Consider the following 25,067-nt stretch of genomic DNA (forward strand, 5'->3'; position numbering starts at 1 on the left):
AATCATCGAAATGTCCGCTCGACTTCAGTCGTCGTCTGCCGACGCTCAAAGCTTTGCTCACCAATACGTACGCATCGACGGCCAGCGCATCCATTGCGTCACGGCCGGCGCCGGTACCCCGGTCCTGCTGATTCCGGGATGGCCGCAAACCTGGTACGCGTGGCGTCACGTGATGCAGGCGCTCGCCGCGCGCGGCTTCATGGCCGTCGCGGTCGATCCGCCAGGTACCGGCTATTCCGATCGGCCGCATGCGGGTTACGACACGGGGCACACGGCGGCGACGTTGCATCGCGTGATGGCGCAGCTCGGCTTCGATGTTTACCAGGTGGCCGGCCACGACGTCGGCATGTGGGTGGCCTATGCGCTGGCGAGCGACCGGCCCGACGCCGTGAAGTCGCTGGCGCTCACGGAGGCGGTGATCCCCGGGCTGGCGCCCGCGCCGTCGATCTTCGCCCCGCCGGAAGAAAACATCTTCCTGTGGCATTTCATGTTCAACCAGCTGGCCGACCTGCCCGAGACGCTGGTTGCGGGCCGCGAGCGGGCGTATCTGGAGTTCATGTTCAACCGCTGGTCGTTCCGGCGCGACTGTGTGGCCGTCGATGTGTATATCGATGCCTATGCGGCACCGGGCGGCTTGCGCGGCGGCTTCTCCTATTACCGTGCGATTCCGGAGACGATCCGGCAGAACCAGGCGCGGGCGCAGCGCAAGCTGACGATGCCGGTGCTCGCCATCGGTGCCGAACATGCCACCGGCGATGCGCCGCTGGTCACGATGCGCGACAACGCGACCGATCTGCAGGGCGCGGTGGTCCCGGCTTGCGGTCACTTCATCATGGAAGAGGCCCCCGACGCATTCATCGGCCATCTGTTGCCTTTCCTGGAGCGGAACCGCTGAACATGCCGATCGACACCGACATCGCATCACTGCTGGAGCGACTGGCCGTGACCGAGGCGCCTGCGTCGCTGGACGCGTTGAGACGGGTGACCGATACGACACTGCGGGGCTGGCATGGACCGCTGGAAGCGGTCGACCATACGGAAACCTTCGCGGTGCCCACGCGCGACGGGCAGCAGATTCGCGTGCGGGCTTATTGGCCAGCGGTCGCTTCGGAAAGCGCGGCGCGCCTGCCGGCGCTCGTTTATGCACACGGCGGCGGGTGGTGCCTCGGCACGCTCGAGCTATACGACAATCCCTGCCGCGCGCTGGCCAACGCGACGCAATGCGTCGTGCTGTCGGTCGATTACCGGCTTGCGCCGGAGCACCGGTTTCCGGTGCCGCTGGAGGATTTCTGCGATGCGCTGAACTGGGTGGTGCGCGAGGCGGCCGGCCTGGGACTGGACCCGGCGCGCATCGCCGTCGGCGGCGACAGTGCGGGAGGAAACCTTGCGGCAGCTGCCTGTCTGGTCGCACGTGGGCGGGGCGGCCCGTCGATCGCGCATCAGCTGTTGCTGTATCCGCCGCTGGATGCGTCGATGAGCACGACGTCCTATCGGACTTGCGGGCAGGGCTACTACCTGACGCAGGATGTCATGCGGTATTGCTTCGACATGTACCTGACCGATCCGGCCGACGGCGGGTCACCCCGCGTGTCGCCGCTGCAGGCGGCTTCGCTCGAGGGTTTGCCACCGGCCACGTTGCTGGCCTGCGAGTACGATCCGGTGCGCGACGACGCGCACGCGTATGCGGAGCGATTGCGGGAGGCCGGCGTGGCGGCCGATTTCGTCGTGCTGCCGGGGATGATCCATGCGTGCATCCATATGGCCGGCGTGACGTCGGCAGCCCGCCAGGTGTTCGACGTGGCCGGCGCGCAGATGCGCAGGGCTTTCCAGCGGTGAGCGTATGGCCGAAGGGGGCGGTGCGAACTGCGTGGAGGGTTGTAGGGTTCGGCGGCCGCGCGATATCGGGAATGGCCGAGCGATTTCCGTGGTTTCGACGGATTGCCTGTTTGATCGGTTACTCGGCTCCCGTATTGACGGCCGACAGCAGGTTGGCTAGATTCTTCGCATGAACGCACTTTTCGTCACGACTACGACCACCATCACGACCGCCAATGGCGGGCCGGGAGGAGGTTGCGCGTCGTAGGTCGGTGTGTCGAACTCACCCCAAGCCCCGCCGGAAACGGACGGGGCTTTTTTCATGCTCCGTTTGGCCGGCATCGAACGTCAGCGGAGAACATGATGGATGATTGCGATCGCCGAGTGTCCGGCGACAGAGTCGGCTCGTTTCGCCAGAAGGACAGCAACCCGGCCGCATGGCTCACCGGATTCGTGGAAGGCGTGCCGGCGTCGACGCGGATCCTGCTGGTCTTCCAGTTCCTGGTGAATCTGTCGGTGTTCGGGGCGCTGCCGCTGCTTGCCGCGTTCCTGGACATGGAGCGCCATCTGAACGCGAGCAGCGTCGCCAGCGTGCTGACGGTGAATCTGCTGGCGAGCCGGCTGTTGCCACTGCTGCTGGGTGCGTCGGCGGATCGCTTCAGCAGCCGCGTGCTGACCACGCTCGGTCTGCTTTGCCGTGCGGCCGGGTTTGCAGGATTCGCATTTGCGCGATCGCTTCCGGGCCTGTTGATGTGGGCGTGTCTGTCCGGGCTTGGAGCCGCGCTTTACGAAACGACCGCGTATTCGATCTTCGGCTCGCTCGATGGCGCCGTGCGTCCCAAGGTGTTCGCGCTGAACAACCTGGCGCTGAATCTCGGTGCGTTGATCGGTCCGGCGCTGCTGATTGTCGTGCCGAACACGAACGGGGCGCTGCCGTTTTTGGTGAGCGGTGCGGTCTTCACGGCGCTCGCGCTGGTTGCACCGTGGATCGCGGGGCGAAGCAGGCACGACGTAGTCGACGCGCATCCGCTGCGTGGCGTGCTGGTCGCGTTTGGCGACCGGCGGTTTCGCCGGCTATGTTGGTCGCTTGTCCCGTTCTGGACCGTGTATACGCAGATCTACGCATTCATCCCGTTGACCTTTTCGCATGGCGCACACGGCTACAACGGCGTGAGGCCGTTCTACATCACGAATGCGCTGATGGGAATCGCCACCGCCTGGCTCGGCATGGGCTGGTTTCAGCGTACGGGCTGGCGATCGATGATGGTGATCGGGCATGCGTCGTTGTGCGGCTGTTTTGCGCTTGCGGCATGGCTGGTCGTCCGCGATCGGGGCGCAGATTCGTCGCTCGTGATCCTGATCGTGTTCGCGATCGTATTCACGTTTGGCGAAAGCCTGATTCTTCCCGCGTCGAACATCGCGCTCGCCAGCCTGACGACGGACGGCAACGCCGGCCGTTATTTCGGTGCGTCGGCGATTTCGTGGGCGATCGGCGGGATGCTGGGCAACTTCATCGGCAGCGCAGCCGCACGCTGGACGGTGCTCGCGCCGGCATGGGTCATGTTCATGGTGATCGCACTGACCGGCCTGCTCGCCTTCCGGAGCCGGTGGCCACAATAGCCATCAATGCAGTCGATCCAGCGCGAGCTACCTGCGCGTCCGAACCCGCGCCTTCACACACTTGAACCAGAGCCGCATCGCACCGACCCCGCCCGCCACCGGAACGCGCGGCAACAGGAACGCATCGTCGGACGCCCCGGCGCAACCGCGCCGGGTCGTCGTCGCGTTGCGGTAGCCGGCGGCGGCGACCTGGTCGCGCACGCGCGGGTCGAGATCGCCGTACGGGTAGCAGAACGATTCGACAGGCTGGCCGCTCAACGCTTCGAGCCGCCGCTTCGATTCGATGATCTGAACCGCCGACACGTGGGCCGGCACGTGCGACAGCGCGACGTGATCGAGCGTATGCGAGCCGATTTCGTGGCCGCGATCGCGCCATGCGAGCATGTCCGCGCACGTCATGAGTGGCGAGCGCGCCGTATCGGCACCCGCATCCCAGTCGTTCTCGCCGCCGAACCGGCCGGCGACGAAGTAGCAGGTCGCGGTGAAGCCGAGCGCGTCCAGCACGGGCATCGCATGCGTGAGCACGTTGAGAAAGCCGTCGTCGAACGAGATGCCGAAGACCTTCCCGCTGCGCTCGCCGCGCAGGTACGGCTGCAGTTCGCGCACGCTCAGGCCGCGGTAGCCGAGCCGCCTGAACAGCGTCATCTGGCGGTGGAACGCGTCGGGGGCGACGCTCAGGCTGCGCAGCCGGTCGGACGGCGGCGGCAGCGTGCGGATCTGGTGATACATCAGGATCGGGTAGCGCGTGGCGGACAGCAGCATGAGCGGGTCGCGGGAATGGGGCGTTACGCGGCCTTGCGGAAAATCCGCAGGGTCTTGAAGTCGCCGATTTCGGTGAAATCGGCATTGGCCGCCCATTGCTCGATGATCGGCTCGGCCTTCCGGTACGCCGACGAGCCCTTGTAGAACAGCAGGTGGCCTTCGCGCGCGGTATGGCGTGCGAACAGGTCGAGCACTTCGGCGTCGGTCTTCGCGCCGTAGCGGCTGTTCGTCTCGTCGCGGAATTCGCACAGATGGAACAGCGTGACGACGTCGAACGCCGGCAGCAGGTCCGTATTGCTCGTATAGATGTCGCCGAAATAGGCCAGGTAGGTCTTGCTCACCTCCGGTTGCCGCGTGACGAGATCGACGTACGACTTGTATTCCTTCGGCGACGCCGTCACGCCGAAGACGGTGTTGTTCAGGTGCGGCCGTGCGCATTCCACGCCGACGTGGTGGTGGCCGCCGGTGCCGAAGTGATAGATGCGGATGCCGTTGAGACGAGCGGATTCCAGCCATTCGACGAAGTGCACGTCGCACGGGCACTCCTGCGTGCGCAGGTCCCAGTACTTCTTCCAGATGTTCATTGCCATTAAACGGACCTCATGGATGTCACCCAGCGATAGGGGTTGTGTCGAATCGATTTCTGATAGACGGACAACGTCGCATCGACGAACCGGTCGAACGAGAACTCGCGCTTGCCCTTCAGCCGCGCGCTGCGCCCCATCGCGCGCACGCACGCGGGCTCGCGCACGATCTCGCGCAAGATGGCCTCGATCGCCTCGGGCTCGCGCGGCGGGACGACCCAGCCGTCCACGCCCGGCTCGACGTTCTCGGGCAGCCCGCCCACGCGCGTCACGATCGCGGGGCAGCCGAGCGACATCGCCTCGCGGCACGCATACGACAGGCTCTCGTGATACGACAGCACGAACGACACGTCGATGATCGAGAACGGCGCGCGCACATCGTCGAGGCGCCCGGTGAAAGCGGTGCGCGACGCCATGTGGTGCCGCTCGATCTGCTCGCGTTGCTCGCCGGACGGTTCCGCGCCGACCAGCAGCACGCGAAACCGCTCGCGCTCGTGTTCGGGCAAGCGGCCCAGCGCCGCGATCAGGTCCATCCAGCCTTTCTCCGGCGCGGTGCCGGCGCTGCTGCCCAGCACGATCGCATCCGCGCCGGACGGCCCGAACAGCGCGATCTTGCGGCGGCGGATTTCGTCGCCGGCCAGCTGTTCCGCGGCCTGCCGGCGCACGCCGTGCTTGACGACCGTGACGTTGCCGTACGGCGACCGGAGCGCGAGCATGCTCGCCACATAGTCGCTGACCGCGATGGTGTGGTCGGTTGCCAGCCGGGCGCGCAGCACGTTGCCGAAGCTGTCGGCGCGATAGGTGTTGTGCTTGGTGAGCACGACCGCGGGCCGATACCGGCAGCCGAGCAGCGCGAGCATCACCTGCCGGTGATCGGCGGACCCGTTGACGTGGATGATGTCGAAGCGCTCGGCGCGGATCCGCTGGCGCAGCCGGACGATTTCCTGGCACAGCCGGTTCCAGCGCGGCTTGAATTCCATGTCGAAGATCGCCACGTCGGGACTGTCCTTCAGCAGTCGCGACAGGCGGCTCCCTTCAGGCGACGCGACGGTCACGCGATGGTGCCGGCTCATCGCGGCGGCGAGGTCGCGGACGTAGGTGTCCTGGCCGCCGCCGTAGTCGCCGTGGAAGTTGGTATACAGAATGTTCATCACGATGCTGCCTTTCCTCGATCATTCATTTGGCAGGACTGCTGAGAAAATGAATGCCTCAACGTGTTGAAAGCAATGACTCGAACCCGGTTCCGCATTGCCGATGCGTGATTGCGCACCGATGCCCGGAAGGGGGCATTGCGAAACGTTTCGAAATATTACAGACGCATTACGTGCCGTAGTGTCGAGGTCTGCGCATCTTTGTGAGGATGTGTCGCGATCGTTTGCAGTGTCGTCACATCGTGCGACGGCGCAGTGGGGAAGGGGGAATTCCGGCGCGAACGGTGGTGTGGCCCGGGTACCTTCGCCGACCGGGCCGGAAAACACGCCCGAAGCGGGCAGGAAGCAGGCAGGAAGCGATCAGGAAGCGGGCAGAAAGCGGGCAGAAAGCGGGCAGGATCGCGACAAAACCCGATTTTTCGACGACATCCGGACGCAAATCAAGCCGGCTGACTTTCAGATTTGAAAGCCGCGGGGCCATTTGCGTTAGAATGCCCCCCCTTGTCCGCCATGGCGACCGCCAAAGGCGGACTCGTCGCACCCAGAGAGACGTGGGTTTCGATTCGTAGCCGGGCGCGAAAGTTAGCCAGCCGTTAGCAACATACGCTTTGTGATTTGGAATACTAATGAAGAAGAAGCACAACATCACCAAGTACATCGTTGTCGCGATGATTCTTGGTATCGCCGTGGGTTACGCCTGCCATAGCGCATTTCCCGACCCGGCCATGGCGAAGGAAGTCGCCGGGTACGTGTCGTTGCTGTCCGACGTGTTCCTGCGCCTGATCAAGATGATCATCGCGCCGCTGGTATTTGCGACGCTGACCGTCGGCATCGCGCAGATGGGCGACGGCAGCGCGGTAGGCCGTGTCGGCGTCAAGGCGTTCGGCTGGTTCTTCATCGCTTCGTTTACGTCGTTGCTGCTCGGCCTGCTGACCGCAACGATCCTGCAACCGGGCAGCCATCTGAGCTTGCCGCTGCCGGCATCCGACGCAGCCCTCAACCTGAAGACGGGCGCCTTCACGCTGAAGGATTTCGTGGTCCACCTGGTGCCGAAGTCGATCGCGGAAGCGATGGCGAACAACGAAATCCTGCAGATCGTCGTCTTCTCGATCTTCTTCGGCACCGCGCTGTCGGCGCTCGGCGAATCGGGCAAGCGCCTGACCGGCGTGATCGACGATCTCGCGCAGGTGATGCTGAAGGTCACGGGCGCCGTGATGTGGTTCGCGCCGGTCGCGGTGTTCGCGGCGCTGGCGTCGACGATCACCACCCAGGGGCTCGGCATCCTGCTCACGTTCGCGAAGTTCATGGCGAGCTTCTACCTGGCACTGGCGCTGCTGTGGGGCGTGCTGACGCTCGCCGGCGTGACGTTCCTCGGCAAGCGCGCGTTCACGCTGATCCGGCTGATCCGCGAGCCGTTCCTGCTGTCGTTCGCGACCGCGAGTTCCGAGGCCGCCTATCCGAAGCTGCTGGATGCGCTCGACCGCTTCGGCGTAAACCGCAAGATCTCGAGCTTCGTGCTGCCGATCGGCTATTCGTTCAACCTCGACGGCTCGATGATGTACTGCACGTTCGCGGTGCTGTTCATCGCGCAGGTGTACGGCATCCATCTGCCGCTGGGCACGCAGATCACGATGCTGCTGATGCTGATGGTCACGTCGAAGGGGATGGCGGGCGTGCCGCGCGCGTCGCTGGTCGTGATCGCGGCGACGCTCAACCAGTTCAACATGCCCGAAGCCGGGTTGCTGCTGATCATGGGCGTCGACATGTTCCTCGACATGGGGCGCTCGGCCACCAACGCCGTCGGCAACTCGATCGCGGCTGCCGTGGTCGCGAAGTGGGAAGGACAGCTCGACGCCCCGCGCGACGACAACGATCCGGACAACGGACGCGTCATGAAGGTGAAGGTGCCGGAGACTTCGGCATCGGCTTGACGCGTGGCAGTGCCGCAGTGCGGCAGCGCGGCGTTAGTGGCGCGTTGCCTGCCCTGCGGCAACGGACGATCGCCGGCCTGGATTCGCAATGGATTCAGGCCGGCGATTTGCCGGGTGCAATGAAGCCGCGTTGAATGCGGCGGTTTTTCCCGATTCTCCGAAACAGGCACTCGCCGTTTCAATCGATCGTCGCTGAACCGGCGGCGATATTCCCGCAGGCACGAGCCTGAATTTCCCGATCTCCGATTCGACGCGTAAGTGACCATTCACTGTCGCGCAGTCACGCGTGCCGCCGGCACGCAGGGGCGCCACGGGCGACGCCGTCGAAGCCGCTTCCGCGAAAAGCGCAATGGCGCGCGATCCGCAATTTTTTTCGATTTATATAACGCTATTCTCGCGCTGCGCATGATCGAACGCATGCCGTACGTAATACCGACTGCGCCGGATGCTTCAGCGGAAGAATTGACGTATTGCGGCTTTCAAGCCGTCCGGCCGGCCCTTCATGTGAATGTTCGCACCATTCAGGAGTGCATCCGTCATGGTCGCCAGACAACGGTTTCAGGCCGCGCTGCTCGCCGCGGCGATCGCCGCGATTACCCCGCCCGTTCACGCAAGCAACACCACCGACTGGCTGGCGAACACGTACGGCACGCTCGCGGCCCACGTCGGCAATGTCGCGCGTGCGATGTGGGTCGCGCCTGAAGGCGTGATCTATACGGCGTCGATGTGGGACGAGGACGAAGGCGGTGTCGCGATTTACCAGAACGGCAAGAGCGTCGGCTCGATCGGCACGCACTCGGAGTTCCAGGGCAGCGCGATCACGGGCAACGCGACCTCGCTGTTCGTCGCGCTGCAGCCCGGCAAGACGTACGGCAGCGGCGCGGTGGGGCGCTACAACCGCGCGACGAAGTATCGCGACCGCGTGATCCAGGTCAGCGCGGCCACCAACCAGCCGCGCATCGACGTCGTCACCGGGCTCGCGACGGCCGGCTCGCTGCTTTATGCGAGCGACTTCTACGGCAATCGCGTGCGCGTGTTCACCACCGACGGCGTGTGGCAGCGGGATATCGGCGTATCGGAGCCGGGCGCGCTCGCGCTGGACGCAGCGGGCAACGTATGGGTGGCGCAGAAGCGCGCAGGCTCGATCGTCGGCTTCAGCCCGGCCGGTGCGCTGCTGAACACCATCCGGATGCCGTCCGGGTCGCAGCCGTCGGCGCTGTATTTCGATGCGGCGGCCGGGCAACTGCTGGTGGGCGACGAAGGCCCGGACCAGAACATCAAGCGCTATACGGTGTCGGGCCGGCCCGCGCTGGCCGGCACCTTCGGCGTGCGCGGCGGCTATCTCGACACGACGACGGGCATCAAGGGGCAGGTCGGTGCGCAGCGCTTCACGCGCATCGTCGGGATCGGCAAGGACACCGGCGGCAATCTCTACGTGCTCAACAATCCATGGGGCGGCAGCTGGGATCTCGGCCGCAACGGCGCGACCGACATTCATGCGTACAGCAGCACCGGCAGCCTGCGGTGGACGCTGCAGTCGCTGAACTTCGAAGGCATCGCCGCGCCGGACCCGGTCACGGACGGTGCGCTGTTCTACGGCGGCACGCACGTGTACGGCGGCAGCGCGGGCGGCAGGTTCATCGCGAACACGGTCGATCCGTTCACGTACCCGGCCGATCCGCGCATCGACATGAACGACACGCAGCGCGACGAGCATTTCGGTCTGCTCACGTCGGTGGGCGCGAACCGGATTCTCGTCGCGGCCGGCCAGAACCCGCCGGTCTTCTACTTCTTCCACTTCAACGCGGCGAACGGCTATGTCGCGATTCCGGACGGCGCGATCCCGGGCCCCGCGTTCAACACGACGCGGCGCGTGACGGGCGGCTTCAGCGTCGACAGCAAGGGCGGCGTGTGGGCCGGCCTCGACAAGACCGGCGCGATTACGCACTACCCGCTGACCGGCTTCGACGCGGGCGGCAAGCCGTCGTGGGGGCCGGGTGTCGCGACCCGCGTGCCCGACAGCATCCAGCCGCTCACGCGCATCGTCTATCTCGCGGACAGCGACACGATGGTGCTCGCGCAAGGCGCGATCGGGACCAACGACTGGACGTCGATCGGCACGCGCATCGAGGTGTATCACGGCTGGAGCGCGGGCAACACGACGAAGCCGGACCCGGTGATCACGCTGCCGCACAGCGGCGCGAAATCGATCGACGCGGTGGGCAACCATCTGTTCGTCGGTTACTGGTTCAGCAGCAGCGGGCCGCTGTGGCCGAACGTCGACGCGTTCAACCTGACGACCGGCAATCTCGACACGACGCTGGTGAACGCGAGCCCCGCGACCGTGGATACCAGCAGCGCGATCGATGCGATGTACAGCATCCGCGCGTACCGCCGCTCGAACGGCGAGTACGTGGTGATGAAGAACAACGTGAAAGGCAACAGCATCACCGTGTACCGGTGGACGCCTTGATGAACGCGCGGCCGCCTCGACCGGCGGCCGCGCTCGCGAACGCCTCACCGTATTCGTCGCGATTTCGCGGGATTTCCACCGCGCATCCACGCAATTTCCACATCACGCGTTCATCATGAGCGGCGTGCGCAACGCGCGCCTCACCGCCGGCCGGGCGGCCGTTCCAAACCTCACGACGCGGAAAAGCGGTTCCGGGCACAATGACAGCGGCACCGGCAGGCACTGCGCGTGCCCACGACGATGAACCGGATCGACTGATGGGTTGCGCCGGCGCGTTGCAGCGCCGGTGAACTCGCGCGGCATGCCCCATGCCGCGTTTTTTATGCCGAAGTGACGAAACGATGAAGATGAAAACGACACCGAACCGCCTGTTCCTGATCGCCGCACTGGCCGGCGCGATGAGCGGCCCAGTCCACGCAGAGACGCCGGCGGCCGCCGCGACCGTTGCGACGGTCAACGGCACGCCGATCACGCAGGCCGACGTCGACACGTTGCTGCGCGCGACCGGGCAACCCGACTCGCCGCAGGTCCGCCAGGCGATCAAGAATCAGCTGATTACGCGCGTACTGGTCCAGCAGGCCGCCGAGAAGGCGAACTATGCCGACAAGCCCGAGGTCAAGGCGGCGGTGCAGCAGGCGAAGGCGAATGCCGAAGTGCAGCTTTACCTGCGCGACAACGTGAAGCCCGAGCCGGTGACCGACGAGCAGGTCAAGGCGCGCTACGACGAGCTCGTGGCGTCGCTCGGCAAGAACGAGTACAAGCCGCGCCTGATCGTCGTCCAGGATCCGGTGACGGCCGCGACGGTGCTGAGCGAGCTGAAGGCGGGCAAGTCGTTCGACGGGCTGGCGCGCCAGTACAGCATCGCGCCGAGCCGCGACAGTGGCGGCGAGTTGCCGTGGGTGAGCTTCCACACGCCGGCGGCGGAAGGCAAGACGTCCGGCTTGCCGCTGCCGGTCGCGCAGGCGCTCGAGAAACTGACGGTCGGCGCCGCGACGAAGGATTCGATCCCGGTCGACGGCGTGCGGGCGATCGTGAAGCTGGATGCGAAGCGGCCGACGCAGGTGCCGGGTTTCGCGACCGCGAAGCCGGCGCTGCAGCAGCAACTGCAGGCGGCTGCGGTGGAGAAGGCGAGCGCGCAGATGATCGGCAACCTGCTGAAGGACGCGAAGATCACGCAGTAACGCGGCGGCGTCGAAACGCCGCGCGTCACGCGCGCCAGATCATGCTCGCGCTCGTGTCGGTTGCCGACTCGACGCGAAAGCCGAGCCGTTCGTAGAGCCGCCGCGCCGGGTTGCCGTGCAGCACGCTGAGCGATACCGGCACGTGCGCGCGCGCCGCGTCGGCCAGCAACGCGTTCAGCACGGCTTCGCCGATGCCCCGGCCCTGGTGATCGGGGAGGATCTGGATCTGGTGAACGTGCCACTCGTCGGCGGCGCGTGTCACCTTCAGCAAGCCGATGGCGTCGTCGACGTCGCAGACGATCATCGCATCGTCGAAGTTCGCGCGAATGCGCCGGTCGTGCGCTTCGTCGTCGGTGGGCGCGCCGACGCGCTGCAGGTGCACGGTCATCGTGAGCCGACGCAAGGTCAGCAGGAACGGCAGGTCGGCGGCGCATGCCGGACGCAGGCGGATTGCGGGTGTCATCGTGCGGACTCGTACGTTCGTTCGGGACGGGAGCGCCGACGGGAAGGTCGCACCCCGCAGCGCATCATCCGCGATGACGGGAAGCCGGTCAAAGGGCGCAACGCCGAATCCGGCGCGCATGCGTGGCCGATCATCCGGCGCGCCGGCCCGAGTGCGGGTGCACATCGGCGAGATTGGCGATCAGCGTGTCGATCACGACGCGCTTCAGGCTCACGAGCGCAGAAGGCGCATCGCTTGCGCCCGCGTGAAGGCACACGTCGACGGACGGCAGCGGCGGCAGGCCGTCGCGCTCGCCGAGCTGCCGCAGCGCTGGCGGCACACCCGCCATCGTTCTCGAGGTAATGCCCAGGCCGCCGGCGACGCCGGCCCACAGGCTTTGCAGGCTGCCGGTCGTGTACGCGAGCCGCCACGGGATGCCGGCCTTGTCGAGCGCGTCGGTACCCGCCTTGCGGAACAGGCACGGCGGCTTGTACAGCGCAAGATCGAGCGGTGCGCCGGCACGCGGACGCACGTCGATGCCTTGCGGCCCGATCCACGCCATCGGCAGCGTGACCAGGTGTTCGGCGTCGGCGCGATGCCCGTGCCCCATCGCGAGCACGATGTCGAGTTCGCCGCCATCGAGCCGGTCGAGCAACGCGCCGTTGCCGTCGACGACGATGTCGACGCGCACGCCCGGATGCGTGCGCTTGAACCGGCCGAGCGCGACGGGCAGCCACGATTCGGCGAAATCGCCCGGCAGTCCGAATCGCACGGCGCCGTCGACTGCCGCGCCGCGGATCGCGCCGATCGCCTCGTCGTTCAGTTCGAGGATGCGGCGCGCATAGGACAGCATCAGCTCGCCCGCTTCGGTCGGCACGAGGCCGCGCCCCTGGCGGCGAAACAGCGGCTGGCCGATCTGCGTTTCGAGCTTGCGCATCTGCTGGCTGACCGCCGACTGCGAGCGGCCGATCCGGTCGGCGGCGCGGTTGAGGCTGCCGAGCCGATCCGCGGCAATCAGCGTGCGCAGCGCATCCATGTCGAGATTCGGAAGCGTCATGATTCGGTTTTTCTTATAAGTCGATTTCGAATTATCGTATTGATTGCAGATTCCCGTCGCTACCATCGAGTGAACCGGTCGTTTCGGTTCACGGGGATGCGCGCGATACGCGGCTGGATAAGCGGCTGCGGATGTCCGTGAGGTGGCTTCTTTTCTTTCCGACAAGGACATTGAATGAAAATCGGCTCGATATTCCGCCAAGGCTTTCCCGGCATGCTGCTGGCCGCGTCGATGATTCCCGGTGACGCATCGGCCGCGCCGTCGCTCGCGGGGACGTGGACGCTGGTCGCGGCGGACGTCCAACATCCCGACGGCACGATCGGCCGCGACTACGGTGCCGATCCGGCGGGCCTGCTGATGATCGACGCGCACGGGAACTATTCGCTGCAGATCTTCAAGTCGGAACGCCCGCGCTTCGCGTCGAACGACAAGGCGACCGGCACGCCGGAGGAATTCCGTGACGCCGTGCTCGGCTCGAGTACCCACTACGGCACGCTGAGCGTCGATCCCGCGAACCACACGCTGGCGTTTCACATCAGCAATGCGTCGTACCCGAACTGGGCCGGGCAAACGCAGACGCGAACCTATCAGTTGAAGGACGGCGAGCTGAGCTACCGCGTTCCGCCGCGTGCCAACGGCGACATTCCGATCTCGGTGTGGCGGCGAAAGGAGTGAACCGGGAGGCCGTTCGATCCGTGACGCATGCGGCCGTGAGGTCGTGATCGCGGCCGTTCCGGCACGCGCCGGGTAGCCGGCGCCACACGCGATTTCCGCCGGCCCGCGCAAGCCGCCGCCGCCGGCCCGGCGAGCCGGATCAGAGGCCGCGGCTTCCCGTGCCTCCCCACCGGTATTCCTCCGTCTGCCCTGTCCGCATATCATTCGCACATCGCGCACCTGCCGGCCGCAGGCGCCGCCGCTTCCGACGCGGCGGTGCGTCTGCCTGCACGGCGCAGCACACAGGGATTCTCGATGGACACCAAACGATCGCGGCCGGGCCTCGTCGCCGCGCTGCTCTGGGCGGCGCTGTATCTCGCGACCGGCTATATCTCGCACGAGTTCAACGGCCCCGTCCGGCTGACGGGCTACATCTGGCTGCCGGCCGGCGTGACGGTCGGCGCGTTCATGCTGCGGCCGATGCGCGAATGGCTGACGCTGGCCGGCGCGTTCCTGGCCGGGCAACTCGCGCTGACCGGCATCGAACATGGCAGCCTGGTCAACGCGGTGCTGTTCACGGTCGACGAGGTCGGCGCCGCCGCGCTCGCGGTGTGGCTCGTCCAGCGCGTGCGGTTCTCGCTCGAAGGGCTGTATTTCCTGCGCTCGGTGATCCTCGCCGGCCTGATCGCGGGCGTGATCGGCGCGATCGGCGGCGCGGCGTGGTACACGGCGGTCAAGGGCGCGCCGTTCCTCGACGTGTGGTCGGTGTGGGCCGCGTCCGATTTCGTCGGCGTGCTGCTGGTCACGCCGGTACTCGCGTCATGGTCGCGCTTTCGCGCGCACCGCTCGGGCGACCACGAGCGCTTCGACCTGGTACTCGGCATCGTCGCGTTCGCGCTGCTCGTGATCGGCGCGCTGGTGATCTTCGACGGCGACACGTCGAAGAAATTCGGCACGGGCGCCGGCTTTGCGCTGACGTATATCCCGCTGTTCCTGACCGTCGCGGTGACGCTGCTGCTCGGCGGCCGCGCGGGTTCGTCGTCGGTGCTGGTGCTCGCGCTGATCGTGATCGAGCAGACCGCGCAGGGCGACGGCCCGTTCGCGTCGTTCCATGAGCACTACGGCAGTTCGCTGCTCGAGGCGCAGCTTTACCTGGCGGTCGCGTCGCTGCTGGTGCTGACGGTGAGCACGCTGAAGACGACGCGCGAGCGCGTGCACGAGCATGCGGCGGTCCTGCAGAACAACATGGAGCTCGCGCTCGCGAGCGCCGGCCAGATCGCGTACGTGCTCGATCCGGAATCGGGGCGGATCGAGTGGAGCGGCGACGTCGAGCGCGTGTTCGGTGTCGGCGTCGACGCGGCGCAGATCGCGAGCGTGTCGCTCGTGCTCGAACGTGTGCAGCCGGGCGACCGCGATGCGTTGAGCGACTACTGGAACGCGGAGATCGCCGGCGAGGATCGTGCGTCGCTGTCGCTGCGTATCGTGCAGCGCGACGGCGGCACGCGGACGATCACCGATCACGGCGCGCCGTTGCTCGACTCGAATGTCGACGTGACGGTGGTGGCAGGGGTCTGGCAGCTCGAGCGCGTGTGGCCGGCGGACGAATGAGCGGGGACGCGTCATGACGGGCCGCACGGGCGTCCTGCTGATCCACGGGCTCGGCGGCACGCAATACGATCTCGGTTCGCTGCACAAGGCGGTGCGGCGCGCGGGCGGCGAACCGCACATGATCACGCTGCCGGGGCACGGCACGCGCCCCGAGGATCTGGTCGGCGTGCGCGCGGAGGCATGGCTCGACGCGGTGACCGAGCAGTATCGCGCGCTGGAGAACGAGTACGACACCGTGCATGTCGCGGGCATGTGCATGGGCGCGCTGGTCGCGCTGCTGCTGTGCCATCGCGTGCAGCATGCGCGCGGCCGGCTCGCGCTGCTGGCCACGCCGGTGTTCATCGACGGCTGGTCGACGCCGTGGTACCGGGCGTTGCGGCATGTGCTGTATCGCGTGCCGGGTGTCGCGGAGCGGATGCGCGTCGAGGAAGGCGATCCGTTCGGCATCAAGAACGCGACGATCCGCGCGATCGTGAAGAAGAAGTTCGAGCGCGAGGACAGTTTCCACTATGCGTGGGTGCCGCTCGCGTGCGTGCGCCAGGTCGACCGGATGCGCGACTGGGCGCTCGAGGCTGCTGCCGGCACGCCGTGCGCGACGCTCGTGCTGCATGCGCGCGAGGACGAGCTGACGAGCCTGCGCTCGGCCGATTTCCTGCTCGAGAAGATGCCCGACGCACGCGGGATCGTGCTGGAGAACAGCTACCACATGATCTGCGCGGACAACGATCGCGACGACGTCGCGCGCCACGTGCTCGAATTCTTCGGGTTCGATCCGGTGCATGCGGTCAGCCCGGCGATGGCGCGCAGGATGGGGCGGATGGCGCCGTGACGACGGCTTACGCCGCTTCCGGGGGATGCGCGATCCGCGCCCGGATCTCGGGCGACGCAAGACACGTGGCAACCGCTTCGTAGCCGGGCGAGCCCGGGTAAGGCGCCACGCGCGAAGGCGGACTGTGATTGGCCGGGCACAGGATGATCGCTTCATGCGGGCCGACCGCCGACAGGTCGAGGATTGCCGACGAACGCGTCAGCAGGAACAGCGGCCGCATCCCGGCGGCGGCCTGTTCGCGCAGACGGGCAATCAGTGCCTGTTGCGTGGGGCGATCGAGATCCTGTTCGATCATGTCGACGACCCGTGTGCGCGGGCCTTCGGCTTCGAGGGCGACGAGCAGCGCGGTCAACGCCGCCGACGGCATCGCGCCTCGGGCGGCGAGCGCTGCCGATGCACGGTCGACGCGCGACTTCAATGCAGGATCGGTGCGCAGCACGTCGCGCGTCGCCGCACCGTCGTTCTCCAGCCGGTCGAGGCCGACGAACGTGGCGCCGGGCAGTGCGTCGGCGAGCCGAAGCGCCAGCCGCGTCTTGCCGCTGCCGAGCGGGCCGATGATGTAGTTCAGCGGCCGGATATCGCGACACTCGAACCACTCGCCGCCCCACGGCCACGGCAGGCTGAATGCCACGCCCGCGCTGCTGTCGTCGACGAGCCGGGTCAGTTCGCCGTCGGCCGGCATCCGGCCGCGCGCGAGGCCGGCGCGGATTGCGTGTACGCGATCGACCTTGCGCACGAGATCCTGAATGCCGTGGTCCAGCGCCGCTTCGTGAGCGGCCAGTGCGTCGTCGAGGCTGCGCGCGTCGCCGTCGAGCACGCTCGCCACCTGCGCGAGACCGAGGCCGAGTGCGCGCAGCGCGGCGATGTCGGCCGCGCGGGCGAGATCGTCCGGGCCGTACGCACGGTACCCGGCCGGCGTACGTTCCGGCGTGACGAGGCCGTGCCGCTCGTACAGCCGCAGCGCCTTGATCGAGACGCCGAGCCGCGCGGCGGCGGCCGACGCGTTCAAACGGGGCGTAGACGTGCTCATCCGTCACTCTCCTTGCTGTCGATTCGTTGCGCCCAGCATAAAGGCGATCCCAAGGGCCGGGTCAAGCGAGCGTGCGTGTGCGATACACACGATGTGTCGGTCGACCGGGAACCGGAGGCCGGCGGCGGCGCCTTTCTCGCCGTGCCGCGCATCTGGGAGAATGCGGCTGCGGCCGTGCCGATTCGCGGCCGGCGCCGACACGGCGCAGGATCCGACAGGTGGGAAATTGACCGACAACGAAGAACTTTCGCTCCACCAGGAGAGCCGCTTCTGGCAGCTTGCGCCGGTGAAATGGTGGATTCGCGGGCACGGCCGCGACGGCTATTCGTTCCGGCTGCTGCTGTGGCCGCCGGTGATCGTGTTCGTGCTCGAATTCCTCTGCATGATCTTCGATGCGCTGTACACCAGCATCGGCATCAGCGCGGTCGCGACGCTGTTCCTCGGTTTCGCCGGATACCATGGCGCGCTGCGCGAATGGCTGGTGCCGTCCGCGACCACGCGCGCGCTCGTGAAGGCACGCATGAAGAAGGCGGCCGAGCGGTTCTCGTCGCTCGGCGTGGGCGCGACCGTGCTCGCGATCTTCGTCGCCGCGACGTCGCTGTCGCTCGTGATGTCGGGTCAGGCGGTGCTGGACAGCGTATCGAAGGACGCCGTGTCGATCTTCATCGCGCTGGTGTTCCTGCCGGTGTACGTGTCCGGCGCGGTGCGCAAGCTGGCGATCGCGCGGATCGAGGAACTGGAGGCGCTGCGCAACGCGACCGTCGGCACCCGCCTCAAATTCGACCGGGCCGGCGCGGTGCGCGCGGTCGTCGTGCGGGGCGCGGCCGGGAAAGGGACGGTGTCCGTGCTGGAGTACACGGTGCTCGGGTTCAACCCGCCGCTCGAACAGGTCGGGCGCGAACCGCACGAGGTGCGGTAAAGGCGGGCGTCAGGTCGGACCCAAAGGCGGTGTCTCAGGCCGGAAAGCGCGCGTGTTCCGGCGCCGGCGTGAGGTTGTCGGGCCACTGCACTTCGAACAGCGTGCCGCCCGTGCGGCTCGGCATGCAGACAGCTTCGCCATGATGCGCATGGGCGATCGCCGCGACGACGGCGAGCCCGAGGCCGCTGCCGCCCGGCTGCGTATCGTCGGCGCGCCGGAAGGCCTTGAACACGTGCGGCGCGAAATCGGCCGGGATGCCGGGGCCGTCGTCTCCGACGCGCAACCGGCACATCCCTTGTTCGATGCGCGTCTCGATGCGGATCGCGCCGGGCACCGCATGGCGGCGCGCGTTTTCCAGCAGCGCCAGCAGCGCCTGGCGGATGCGCACCGGGTCGCAGCACATGCGCCGCGTGTCGAGATCGAGCACCGGATGCTGGCCGGCGGCCCGCAGCGCCGGCTCGAACATGTCGACCACCGCACGCGCTTCCGACGCGAGATCGGTGTCGCGGATCTCGATGCTCAGGTGGCCGCTGTCCGCGAGGCTGACCACGCGCAGATCCTCGATCAGCCGCGTCAGCCCCTCGACCTGCGCGAGCAGGCTGCGGAACTGCGCTTCGTCGGGCTTGAACACGCCTTCGGCGAGCCCCTGCAGGCGCCCGCGCAGCACCGTGACGGGCGTGCGCAGCTCGTGCGCGATCGCCGCGTTCCAGATCGCCTGCTCGTTGGTCACGCGCTGCAGCTCGCTGGCGAGCGCGTTGAAGTTGTCGGCGAGCAGCGCGGCTTCGTGCAGCGAGCGGTCGCCCGCGACGGCGCGCGCGTCGAGATCGCCGCGCGCGACGCGGCGAATGCTGTCCGTGACCGAGTTAAGCGGCACGAGGATGCGGCGCGCGAGATTGACCGCGACCGCGACCGACAGCGCGAGGCCGACCGACGTGGTCGAGACGAGCCACACCCATTCCGGCGCGGTCGGCAGCAGGTTCTTCGTGTCGAAATGTGCGGGCCAGTAATTGAACGCGAAGTAGTAGAAGACGTACGCGGTGAGCACCATCAGCAGTGTCACGCCGAACGCCATCCCGGCCATGGTCAGCGCGATCTGCCGGCTCAGGCCCTCGAGCTTCATGCTCAGCTCCAGAGCTTGTAGCCGACGCCGCGCACGCTGACCGGCACGCCCTGCACGCCGAGGTCGTCCAGCTTCTTGCGCAGCTTGCTGACGTGGCTGTCCACCGTGCGTTCCAGCGCGTCGCCTTCCGGCAGGCAGGTGGCCATCAGCTCGGCGCGGCTGAACACGCGCCGCGGCGCGCGCGCGAGTTGCGCGAGCAGCTTGAATTCGGTGAGCGTCAGGACGAGCGTGTGCCGTTCGCTGCCCACTTCGAGCGTGGCTTCGTGGTGTTCGAGATCGATCTCGAACGGCGCGACCCGCAGCACGCGCTGTTCTTCCTGGCGCGCGCCGGCCATCGAGCGGCGCAGCACCGCCTGCGCGCGCGCCACGACTTCGGCGGGATTGAACGGCTTCACCACGTAGTCGTCGGCGCCGATGCGCAGGCCGGTGAGCTTGTCGATGTCCTGGTCGAGCGCGGTCAGCATGATGACGGGCGTGTCGCCGCGATGACGGATTTCGGCGAGCACTTTCCAGCCGTCGACGTGCGGCATCTGCACGTCGAGCAGCACGAGGTCGGGCTTGAGCTGCAGGTGCAGCTCAAGCGCGCGGCGGCCGTCGGCGGCGTGCACGGTGCGCAGCCCGCCGCGTGCGAGATAGGCGGTCAGGATCTCGGCGATCTCGGGTTCGTCTTCGGCGATGAGGACGAGCGCCTGGGCGTTCTGGCCGGCGCCGGGCGATGAAGAAGATTCGGGCATGGCCACTCGTTCAGGTCCATCAGGGGGTTCCATCAGGTCGCCATACTACCGCACGGCCGGCGCAATCGAACGGAGGCGGCGGGACAGCGCGGCGCGACGCGATTCGCGCCCGGCCGACGGATGTCCCGCCCTTGCTTGCGTTTGTAAAGAAGCTACGGCGCCGGACTCAGATGTGACCCAGCAGCACGAGTATCACGACGATGACGACGATCAACCCGACCGAGCCCGACGGCCAGTAGCCCCAGCTTCGGCTGTGCGGCCACGCCGGAAACGCCCCGATGAGCAGCAGAATCAGAATGATGATGAGGATCGTACCGAGCATCGCACCCCTCCTGACGTCGTGAATGGACGGTGCCTCCCGCCGCAATTCGCGTGCCGCGGCGAGGGCGGCCGAAAGCCGGCGCAAGCGCACGGTTGGCCTGCCTGGAATTCACCCGATGAATACCCGCCGATTCAGAAAATAAAGTTTGAAAATGCATCCCCGCCCCCTATGCTGAATCCTTCTGATCTGGCGGGCAGGCGATGGCTGAACTTTTTCTGGTACGGCACGGGCAGGCGTCCTTCGGCACGGACGACTACGACCGGCTTTCCCCGGCGGGCGAGCAGCAGGGCGTCTGGCTCGGCGAATACTTTGCGCGGCAAGGCCTGGCGTTCGACCGCGTGATCTGCGGCACGATGAACCGCCACGCGCAGACGGTCGACGCGATCCTGCGCGGGATGGGCCGCGAGGGCGCGGAGATCGACCGCCATCCCGGCCTGAACGAATACGACTTCCACGGCCTGTTCGCCGCCGCCGCGCACGACTACCCGGACATCGCCCGCCTCGCGGCCGGCTCGATGAAGGAGCATTTCCGCGCGCTGCGGCAGGTGCTGCAGCTCTGGTCGGAAGACAAGCTCGGCGACTCGGCCCCCGAGACCTGGGCGCACTTCCAGCAGCGCGTGGCCGAGGCCCGCGCGGCCATCCGCCACGGCGGCGGCCAGCGCGTGCTGACGGTGAGCTCAGGCGGCCCGATCGCGGTCACCGTGCAGCAGGTGCTGGCCGCCCCGCCGTCGAGCGCGATCGCGCTGAACCTGCAGATCCGCAACAGCAGCCTTTCGCAGTTTTTCTTCAACGCCGATGCATTCCATCTCGCGTCGTTCAACGGCATTCCGCATCTGGAGGATCCCGAACGACACGCGCTGCGAACCTACGGCTGACCCACGAACGATCGCGACGATGACGAACCCTACCCAGCAACTCGACGTAGCCCGCCTCACGCGCTATCTGGAAGCGCACGTGCCGGGCTTCGAAGGCCCGGTCGACATGGAGAAGTTTGCCGGCGGCCAGTCGAATCCGACTTTCCTGCTGCATGCGAAGAGCGGCCGTTACGTGCTGCGCCGCCAGCCGCCGGGCGAACTGCTGAAATCCGCGCACGCGGTCGACCGCGAATTCCGAGTGCTGAGTGCGCTGTCGGGCACCGCGGTGCCGGTCGCGCATCCGTATCACCTCTGCGAAGACCGCGACGTGATCGGCAGCCTGTTCTACGTGATGAGCTTCGAGGACGGCCGGATCTTCTGGGATCCCGCGCTGCCGGAGCTGCCGAAGGCCGATCGCGCGGTGTGCTACGACGCGTTGCTGCAGACGATGGCCGCGTTGCACGACGTCGATGTCGACGCGGTGGGCCTCGCCGACTACGGCCGCCCCGGCAACTACTTCGAACGCCAGATCGGCGTCTGGACGAAGCAGTACCGCGCGGCGGAAACGGAGCGCCTCGACGCGATGGAGACGCTGATCGACTGGCTGCCGAAGGCGTGCCCGGCCGACACGGGCCGGCCGACGCTGGTGCATGGCGATTTCCGGATCGACAACCTGATGTTCGCGCGCGACAGCTATCGCGTGCAGGCCGTGCTCGACTGGGAACTGTCGACGCTCGGCAACCCGCTCGCCGATCTCGCGTACTTCTGCATGTGCCTGCGGCTGCCGTCGGGCGGCCAGGTGCGCGGGCTCGCGGGCCAGGATCGCGCGGAACTCGGCATTCCCGACGAAGCGGCGATCGTTGCGCGTTATTGCGAGCTGCGCGGCATCGAGCCGATCCGCGACTGGCATTTCTACCTCGCATTCAGTTTCTTCCGGCTCGCGGCGATCGCGCAGGGCGTGAAGGCGCGCGCGCTGCAGGGCAACGCATCGAGCGAGCAGGCGCTGCGCGTCGGCGCGATGGCCGGACGTCTCGCCGAGATGGCCGTCGGCGTGATCGACGCGCATCGCTGACATCGCCGGGCACGACACCACATCAATGGAGGAGCACAGCAACATGGCAACGAATCTGTTCGACCTGACGGGCAAGATCGCACTGGTGACGGGCGCGAGCCGCGGCATCGGCGAGGAAATCGCGAAACTGCTCGCGGAGCAGGGCGCGCACGTGATCGTGTCGAGCCGCAAGCTCGACGACTGCCAGGCCGTGGCCGACGCGATCGTCGCGGCCGGCGGCCGCGCCGAGGCGCTGGCCTGCCACGTCGGGCGCCTGGAAGACATCGCCGCGACGTTCGAGCATATCCGCGGCAAGCACGGGCGGCTCGACATCCTCGTGAACAACGCGGCCGCGAACCCGTATTTCGGGCACATCCTCGATACCGATCTCGCCGCTTACGACAAGACGGTCGACGTGAACATCCGCGGCTACTTCTTCATGTCGGTCGAGGCCGGCAAGCTGATGAAGGAACACGGCGGCGGCGCGATCGTCAACACGGCGTCGGTGAATGCGCTGCAGCCCGGCGACCGGCAGGGCATCTACTCGATCACGAAGGCGGCCGTCGTCAACATGACGAAGGCGTTCGCGAAGGAGTGCGGGCCGTTCGGCATCCGCGTGAACGCGTTGCTGCCGGGGCTCACGAAGACGAAGTTCGCGGGCGCGCTGTTCGCCGACAAGGACATCTACGAGACGTGGAAGGCGAAGATCCCGCTGCGCCGCCACGCGGAACCGCGCGAAATGGCCGGCACCGTGCTGTACCTCGTGTCGGACGCGGCGAGCTACACGAACGGCGAATGCATCGTCGTCGACGGCGGCCTGACGATCTGAGCGCGCGATGAAGATCGACAGCTACGACGGCCAGGCCGTGATGATCACCGGCGCCGCGAGCGGCTTCGGCGCGTTGCTCGCGAGCGAACTCGCCGCGATGGGCGCGCGGCTCGCGCTCGGCGACCTGAACGGCGAGGCGCTCGAACGCGTGGCCGCGCCGCTGCGCGCGGCCGGCGCCGACGTGATCGCGCGGCGCTGCGACGTGCGCGTCGAAGCGGACGTCGCCGCGCTGGTGCACGCGGCGGCCGAGCGTTTCGGCCGGCTCGACGTGGGCATCAACAACGCGGGCATCGCGCCGCCGATGAAGGCGCTGATCGACACCGACGAAGCCGATCTCGACCTGAGCTTCGCGGTGAACGCGAAGGGCGTGTTCTTCGGGATGAAGCACCAGATCCGCCAGATGCTCGCGCAGCGCGAAGGCGTGATCCTGAACGTCGCGTCGATGGCCGGGCTCGGCGGCGCGCCGAAGCTGGCCGCCTATGCGGCGTCGAAGCATGCGGTGGTCGGGCTCACGAAGACGGCGGCCATCGAATACGCGCGCCACGGCATTCGTGTGAATGCGGTGTGCCCGTTCTACAGCACGACGCCGATGGTCACCGACAGCGAGATCGGCGACCGCCAGGATTTTCTCGCGCAGGGCTCGCCGATGAAGCGGCTCGGCCGGCCCGAGGAAATCGTCGCGACGATGCTGACGCTGTGCGCGAAGGAAAACACTTATCTGACCGGGCAGGCCGTCGCCGTCGACGGCGGTGTCTCGGCCTTCTGACGGAACCGGACGAACGGAATCGAGGAGTCGATCATGGACTTTGGCTACACCCCTAAAGTGGAAGAACTGCGCAGCCGCGTGCGCGCATTCATGGATGCACACATCGTGCCGCGCATCCGCCAGTGGAACGAGGAAGTGCACGCGGGCCAGTATCCCGTGTCGTTCATGGAGGAACTGAAGGAACGCGCGAAGACGGAAGGGCTGTGGAACCTGTTCCTGCCGCACCTGAAGGACGACGAGCCCGGCACGGGCCTGACGAACCTCGAATACGCACCGCTCGCCGAGATCATGGGGCGCGTGGGCTGGGCGTCGGAAGTGTTCAACTGCAACGCGCCGGACACCGGCAACATGGAGCTGCTGCACATGTTCGCGACGCCCGCGCAGCGCGAACAGTGGCTGAAGCCGCTGCTGCGCGGCGAGATCCGTTCGGCGTTCGCGATGACGGAGCCCGATGTCGCATCGTCGGATGCGACGAACATCACGACACGCATCGAGCGCGTGGGCGACGAGTACGTGATCAACGGCCGCAAGTGGTTCATCACCAACGCCGCGCATCCGAACTGCAAGATCTTCATCGTGATGGGCAAGACCGATCCCGATGCCGAGTCGCACCAGCAGCAGAGCATGATTCTCGTGCCGCGCGACACGCCGGGCGTGACGGTCGTGCGCAACATCACGGTGGTCAATCACTACGCGCCGGAAGGGCACTGCGAGATCACGTTCGACAACGTGCGCGTGCCGGCGAGCAATCTGCTCGGCGAGGAGGGCAGCGGCTTCGCGCTCGCGCAGGCCCGCCTCGGGCCGGGCCGCATCCACCACTGCATGCGTTCGATCGGCGCGGCCGAGCTCGCGCTGGAGCTGATGGTCGACCGCGCGCAGTCGCGCGTCGCGTTCGGCAAGCCGCTGAACCGGCACGGCACGGTCGGCGAATGGATCGCGCGCTCGCGCATCGAGATCGAGCAGGCGCGCCTGCTCGTGCTGAAGGCCGCGTGGATGATCGACAAGGTCGGCGCGAAGGCCGCGCGCAAGGAAATCTCGATGATCAAGGCGCTGGTGCCGACCGTGTACGCGAACGTCTGCGACCGCGCGATGCAGGTGTTCGGCGCGGCGGGGTTGAGCCCCGATACGCCGCTCGCCGACCTCTGGACCTGGGGCCGCGCGCTGCGCTTCGCCGACGGCCCGGACGAGGTGCACCTGCAGGCGATCGCGCGGATGGAAATCAAGGACGGCGAGCCGGGTTCGACGGCGCCGTACCTGACGCCGCCGCTGCGCGCCTGAGCGTCGCGCCGGGATGCGCAGGGCCGTGGACGAGCCGGTGGCGCACGCCGTAAGATG

25 protein-coding genes are annotated in these 25,067 nt (G+C 67.2%); 15 read left to right on the plus strand and 10 right to left on the minus strand.

What is annotated here, in order from left to right; genetic code table 11:
* Positions 1 to 10: 10 nt before the first annotated feature.
* From AB3K92_RS08345 to AB3K92_RS08355, 3 genes are all read left to right on the plus strand, one after another.
* Positions 11 to 895, plus strand: coding sequence for an alpha/beta fold hydrolase (locus AB3K92_RS08345; protein ID WP_060155764.1), 885 nt, complete (start codon positions 11 to 13; stop codon positions 893 to 895).
* 2 nt (positions 896 to 897) lie between these two features.
* Complete coding sequence (locus tag AB3K92_RS08350; RefSeq protein ID WP_060155766.1) at positions 898 to 1,836, plus strand: alpha/beta hydrolase; 939 nt, start codon at positions 898 to 900, stop codon at positions 1,834 to 1,836.
* Positions 1,837 to 2,199: 363 nt separating this feature from the next.
* Positions 2,200 to 3,435, plus strand: coding sequence for an MFS transporter (locus tag AB3K92_RS08355; RefSeq protein ID WP_369464798.1), 1,236 nt, complete (start codon positions 2,200 to 2,202; stop codon positions 3,433 to 3,435).
* A 27-nt stretch (positions 3,436 to 3,462) separates the two neighbouring features.
* Here AB3K92_RS08355 and AB3K92_RS08360 read toward each other — a convergent pair whose 3' ends face one another.
* From AB3K92_RS08360 to AB3K92_RS08375, 4 genes are read right to left on the minus strand one after another with little or no spacing between them, the layout of a single operon-like run.
* Positions 3,463 to 4,197: a polysaccharide deacetylase family protein gene (locus tag AB3K92_RS08360; RefSeq protein ID WP_176130281.1), complete on the minus strand. Its 735-nt coding sequence runs from the start codon at positions 4,195 to 4,197 to the stop codon at positions 3,463 to 3,465.
* A 23-nt stretch (positions 4,198 to 4,220) separates the two neighbouring features.
* Positions 4,221 to 4,787 carry a hypothetical protein gene (locus AB3K92_RS08365; RefSeq protein ID WP_225723393.1) on the minus strand — a complete coding sequence of 189 codons (567 nt, stop codon included), beginning with the start codon at positions 4,785 to 4,787 and terminating at the stop codon, positions 4,221 to 4,223.
* The gene (locus AB3K92_RS08370; protein WP_042973836.1) at positions 4,787 to 5,932 is read right to left on the minus strand and encodes a glycosyltransferase; all 1,146 of its coding nucleotides are present in this window, start codon (positions 5,930 to 5,932) and stop codon (positions 4,787 to 4,789) included. The genes AB3K92_RS08365 and AB3K92_RS08370 overlap by 1 nt, the downstream gene beginning before the upstream one ends.
* 21 nt (positions 5,933 to 5,953) lie before the next feature.
* Positions 5,954 to 6,259 carry a hypothetical protein gene (locus AB3K92_RS08375; RefSeq protein ID WP_369464799.1) on the minus strand — a complete coding sequence of 102 codons (306 nt, stop codon included), beginning with the start codon at positions 6,257 to 6,259 and terminating at the stop codon, positions 5,954 to 5,956.
* 299 nt (positions 6,260 to 6,558) lie between these two features.
* Between AB3K92_RS08375 and AB3K92_RS08380 the strand changes: the two genes are divergently transcribed.
* The 3 genes from AB3K92_RS08380 to AB3K92_RS08390 all read left to right on the plus strand — a co-directional run bounded on the left by AB3K92_RS08380 (position 6,559) and on the right by AB3K92_RS08390 (position 11,517).
* On the plus strand, positions 6,559 to 7,863 hold the full coding sequence (locus AB3K92_RS08380) for a dicarboxylate/amino acid:cation symporter (RefSeq protein ID WP_048021285.1): 1,305 nt from the start codon (positions 6,559 to 6,561) through the stop codon (positions 7,861 to 7,863).
* 538 nt (positions 7,864 to 8,401) lie between these two features.
* Positions 8,402 to 10,336 (plus strand): SMP-30/gluconolactonase/LRE family protein, encoded by a 1,935-nt coding sequence (locus tag AB3K92_RS08385; protein ID WP_369464800.1) that lies wholly within the window; start codon positions 8,402 to 8,404, stop codon positions 10,334 to 10,336.
* Between the two features lie 341 nt (positions 10,337 to 10,677).
* The gene (locus AB3K92_RS08390; RefSeq protein WP_369464801.1) at positions 10,678 to 11,517 is read left to right on the plus strand and encodes a peptidyl-prolyl cis-trans isomerase; all 840 of its coding nucleotides are present in this window, start codon (positions 10,678 to 10,680) and stop codon (positions 11,515 to 11,517) included.
* 25 nt (positions 11,518 to 11,542) lie between these two features.
* Here AB3K92_RS08390 and AB3K92_RS08395 read toward each other — a convergent pair whose 3' ends face one another.
* Positions 11,543 to 11,980 (minus strand): N-acetyltransferase, encoded by a 438-nt coding sequence (locus AB3K92_RS08395; RefSeq protein WP_059489793.1) that lies wholly within the window; start codon positions 11,978 to 11,980, stop codon positions 11,543 to 11,545.
* Between the two features lie 130 nt (positions 11,981 to 12,110).
* Positions 12,111 to 13,016, minus strand: coding sequence for a LysR substrate-binding domain-containing protein (locus tag AB3K92_RS08400; protein ID WP_369464802.1), 906 nt, complete (start codon positions 13,014 to 13,016; stop codon positions 12,111 to 12,113).
* Between the two features lie 174 nt (positions 13,017 to 13,190).
* Here AB3K92_RS08400 and AB3K92_RS08405 point away from each other — a divergent pair, with 174 nt between their 5' ends.
* From AB3K92_RS08405 to AB3K92_RS08415, 3 genes are all read left to right on the plus strand, one after another.
* Positions 13,191 to 13,691, plus strand: coding sequence for a lipocalin-like domain-containing protein (locus AB3K92_RS08405; RefSeq protein ID WP_053076238.1), 501 nt, complete (start codon positions 13,191 to 13,193; stop codon positions 13,689 to 13,691).
* A 294-nt stretch (positions 13,692 to 13,985) separates the two neighbouring features.
* Positions 13,986 to 15,278, plus strand: coding sequence for an MASE1 domain-containing protein (locus AB3K92_RS08410; protein WP_059586476.1), 1,293 nt, complete (start codon positions 13,986 to 13,988; stop codon positions 15,276 to 15,278).
* A gap of 13 nt (positions 15,279 to 15,291) precedes the next feature.
* The gene (locus AB3K92_RS08415) at positions 15,292 to 16,107 is read left to right on the plus strand and encodes a carboxylesterase (protein ID WP_059620206.1); all 816 of its coding nucleotides are present in this window, start codon (positions 15,292 to 15,294) and stop codon (positions 16,105 to 16,107) included.
* Between the two features lie 7 nt (positions 16,108 to 16,114).
* Here AB3K92_RS08415 and AB3K92_RS08420 read toward each other — a convergent pair whose 3' ends face one another.
* A complete protein-coding gene (locus AB3K92_RS08420; protein ID WP_124469321.1) occupies positions 16,115 to 17,137 on the minus strand; it encodes a MerR family transcriptional regulator in 1,023 nt (340 codons plus the stop codon).
* A gap of 226 nt (positions 17,138 to 17,363) precedes the next feature.
* On the opposite strand from AB3K92_RS08420, the gene AB3K92_RS08425 reads away from it, so the two are divergent.
* The gene (locus AB3K92_RS08425; protein ID WP_042973845.1) at positions 17,364 to 18,056 is read left to right on the plus strand and encodes a hypothetical protein; all 693 of its coding nucleotides are present in this window, start codon (positions 17,364 to 17,366) and stop codon (positions 18,054 to 18,056) included.
* A 34-nt stretch (positions 18,057 to 18,090) separates the two neighbouring features.
* Here AB3K92_RS08425 and AB3K92_RS08430 read toward each other — a convergent pair whose 3' ends face one another.
* The 3 genes from AB3K92_RS08430 to AB3K92_RS08440 all read right to left on the minus strand — a co-directional run bounded on the left by AB3K92_RS08430 (position 18,091) and on the right by AB3K92_RS08440 (position 20,232).
* The gene (locus AB3K92_RS08430; RefSeq protein ID WP_059553797.1) at positions 18,091 to 19,176 is read right to left on the minus strand and encodes an ATP-binding protein; all 1,086 of its coding nucleotides are present in this window, start codon (positions 19,174 to 19,176) and stop codon (positions 18,091 to 18,093) included.
* 2 nt (positions 19,177 to 19,178) lie between these two features.
* Entirely contained in the window at positions 19,179 to 19,910 is a 732-nt protein-coding gene (locus AB3K92_RS08435; protein WP_021158045.1) for a response regulator, read from the minus strand.
* Positions 19,911 to 20,076: 166 nt separating this feature from the next.
* Complete coding sequence (locus AB3K92_RS08440; RefSeq protein ID WP_021158044.1) at positions 20,077 to 20,232, minus strand: DUF3309 family protein; 156 nt, start codon at positions 20,230 to 20,232, stop codon at positions 20,077 to 20,079.
* Positions 20,233 to 20,432: 200 nt separating this feature from the next.
* On the opposite strand from AB3K92_RS08440, the gene AB3K92_RS08445 reads away from it, so the two are divergent.
* The 5 genes from AB3K92_RS08445 to AB3K92_RS08465 are packed head-to-tail and all read left to right on the plus strand — an operon-like array spanning position 20,433 to position 25,010.
* Positions 20,433 to 21,107, plus strand: coding sequence for a histidine phosphatase family protein (locus tag AB3K92_RS08445; RefSeq protein WP_048021300.1), 675 nt, complete (start codon positions 20,433 to 20,435; stop codon positions 21,105 to 21,107).
* Positions 21,108 to 21,126: 19 nt separating this feature from the next.
* A complete protein-coding gene (locus tag AB3K92_RS08450) occupies positions 21,127 to 22,158 on the plus strand; it encodes a phosphotransferase (RefSeq protein ID WP_021158042.1) in 1,032 nt (343 codons plus the stop codon).
* Between the two features lie 43 nt (positions 22,159 to 22,201).
* Complete coding sequence (locus tag AB3K92_RS08455; RefSeq protein WP_027790057.1) at positions 22,202 to 22,966, plus strand: SDR family oxidoreductase; 765 nt, start codon at positions 22,202 to 22,204, stop codon at positions 22,964 to 22,966.
* 7 nt (positions 22,967 to 22,973) lie between these two features.
* The gene (locus AB3K92_RS08460; RefSeq protein ID WP_059709205.1) at positions 22,974 to 23,732 is read left to right on the plus strand and encodes an SDR family NAD(P)-dependent oxidoreductase; all 759 of its coding nucleotides are present in this window, start codon (positions 22,974 to 22,976) and stop codon (positions 23,730 to 23,732) included.
* 33 nt (positions 23,733 to 23,765) lie between these two features.
* A complete protein-coding gene (locus AB3K92_RS08465; RefSeq protein ID WP_021158039.1) occupies positions 23,766 to 25,010 on the plus strand; it encodes an acyl-CoA dehydrogenase family protein in 1,245 nt (414 codons plus the stop codon).
* Positions 25,011 to 25,067: the final 57 nt, after the last annotated feature.

Source organism: Burkholderia sp. Bmkn7 (assembly GCF_041103175.1).
Lineage (GTDB): Bacteria > Pseudomonadota > Gammaproteobacteria > Burkholderiales > Burkholderiaceae > Burkholderia > Burkholderia cepacia.